The 2,360-nt window shown below is 73.4% G+C and carries 1 protein-coding gene; it reads left to right on the top strand.

What is annotated here, in order from left to right; all coding sequences use genetic code 11:
• On the top strand, positions 1–1,951 hold a 1,951-nt coding region (locus ACTWQJ_RS50275), incomplete at its 5' end, for a glycosyl hydrolase (RefSeq protein WP_443313026.1).
• Positions 1,952–2,360: the final 409 nt, after the last annotated feature.

Raw genomic sequence — 2,360 nt, 5'->3', positions numbered from 1 at the left:
GCACGCCTTCGGCCCGGAGATCGACAAGGCGGTCCGCCGCGATGTCATCGAGGTCCTCACCGAGTTGTACGTCGAGTACCACCTGAAGCCCTTCCAGGAGTGGGCCCACCGGCTCGGCCTCCGGCTGCGTGTCCAGCCGTACGGCCCGGGCACCGACTCCATCTGGTCGGCCGCCGTGCTCGACGTCTCCGAGGGCGAGTCGCTCGGCTTCAAGAACCCCGACGACTTCCGCTGCCTGGCCGGCGGCCGGGACATGGGCGGCAAGCGCGTCCTCTCCAACGAGGCGGGCGCGACCGCGGGCGGCGCCTACGCCACGACATGGGACGCCACGCTGCGCAAGCTCGTCACGCAGTACGCGGCCGGGGTCAACCAGGCCGTCTTCCACGGCTTCGCCTATGCCGAGGCGCCCGGTGCGGCCTGGCCTGGATTCGCCGCGTTCTCGCCGTACAACGGCGGCGGCGGGTACGGCGAGGCATGGGGACCGCGGCAGCCGACCTGGAGCCATGTACCCGACATCGCCGGGTACTTGAGCCGTACCCAGCTGATCCTCCAGACCGGCGTCAACAGGGCCGACGTCGGCATTCTGCGGCAGAAGGGCCCTGCCGGAACCGGCCTCGGGGCACCGTGGTTCACCGCGGAAGGCGTGCCCGTGGGCTGGACCCACCTCTTCCTCAGCCCCCGGCTGCTCGACCTGCCGTCCGCGACGGTGCGCGACGGGCGGCTCGCCCCGGAGGGCCCGGCGTTCAAGGCACTCGTCATCGAGGGCGACGTGCTGAGCGGCAAGGACCGCACGATGCAGATCGACGTCGCCGAGAAGCTCGTCGGCCACGCGAAGGCCGGCCTGCCGCTCATCGTCATCGGCGACTGGTCGGACGCGCGCGTCCCGGGCCTCTCCGGTCCCGGCGACAACGAACGGCTGCGCGCGCTGCTCGCCGAGCTGCTGGCCCTGCCGAAGGTCCGCGTCGTGCCGGACCGGCCGTACGTGCCGGAGGCCATCGCGGCGCTGGGCCTGCGGCGCGACGTGGAGTACGCCCAGCGCTCATGGCTGGTCCACGCCCATCGCGCCGACGAGGAGGCCGACTACTTCTTCTTCGCCGTCGACTCGGTGACCAAGGGCGCGACCAACGCCCGGGTCGACCACGACGTCACCCTCACGACGCGCCGGCGGGACGCGGTGCCCTACCGCCTCGACGCCTGGACCGGCGCCGTGGAGCCCCTCCCCTTGTACTCCCGTACGGAGGACGGGCGGATCCGGCTGCGCGTCACCCTGGACCCGGGCGCGACCGCGATCGTCGCCCTGGTCCGGCCGGGCGCATGGTCCGACCGCCCGTACGTGTCCGCCGCCGGCAGCGAGGCGGCGGAGGTGCTCCGGGGCGCGGGCGGCCGCCTGGAAATCCGCGACGTCCGCCCGGGCACGTACCGCACGACCCTCCACGACGGCCGGACCGTCGAGACCGTCCTGGGCGGGCTGCCCGAGCCGATACCGCTGACGCAGTGGTCCCTGACGGTCGAGGACTGGCAACCGGGCTCCCGCCCCTCCCAGACCCTGAAGCCGCGCCGCGAGTTCGTCCTCGACGCCCTGGCCCCGTGGCCCTCGGTCCCGGGCCTGGAGGACGTCTCGGGCATCGGCCGCTACCGCACCACCGTGCACCTGGGCGCGCCATGGACGGGCGGGCACGGGGCGTACCTCGACCTGGGCGAGGTCTTCGACACCTTCCGCGTCACCGTCAACGGCCACCGGCTGCCTCCGGCGGACCAGTTGACGTCGCGGGTCGACGTGGGCCCGTACCTGCGGCGGGGCGCCAACACCGTGGAGGTGGAGGTGGCGACCACGCTCCTGAACCGCCTGCGGGTGGCGAACGCGTCGGTCTTCGGCGTGGCGAAACGCCAGAACTATGGGCTGGTGGGGCCGGTACGTCTGGCGCCGTACGGCCGCGCACCGCTGATCTGACCTGGTCGTTCGGGCCCCGTAAGCGCGACCCGTGCCTCGGGGCACCCTGTGTCCGTCCTCAATCGCCGGACAGGTTTGAGGTGCTGGGCGCGCCCAGTGTCGTGTGGTGGACATCGGTGTCCGTCCTCAGGCGCCGGACGGGCTTGGGTGGGTGGCGTGACCTTGGACCGGCCGTTGCCGTCCGGGGCTGCTCCGGGCTCGCATCCGGACGGACGCTGTGTTTTCCGGGGGACACCCCCGGACTCCCGTACGGCGCGCGGCACCCGGAATCGAAGCCGGCGATCGCCAACCCCGGCTGGCTTCACCGCCCGCACCCGGCGGGTGGCCGGGGCGCCGTGGAGGGCCGGCCCCGCAGGGGTGGCGGCTGGTGCCGGGTCCGCAACACGGTGAACCTGTACGCCGCCGCCCC

Origin of the sequence: Streptomyces sp. KR55 (genome assembly GCF_052245645.1) — a bacterium.
Lineage (GTDB): Bacteria > Actinomycetota > Actinomycetes > Streptomycetales > Streptomycetaceae > Streptomyces > Streptomyces flavusporus.
This window is presented reverse-complemented; position numbering and strand designations above follow the sequence as displayed.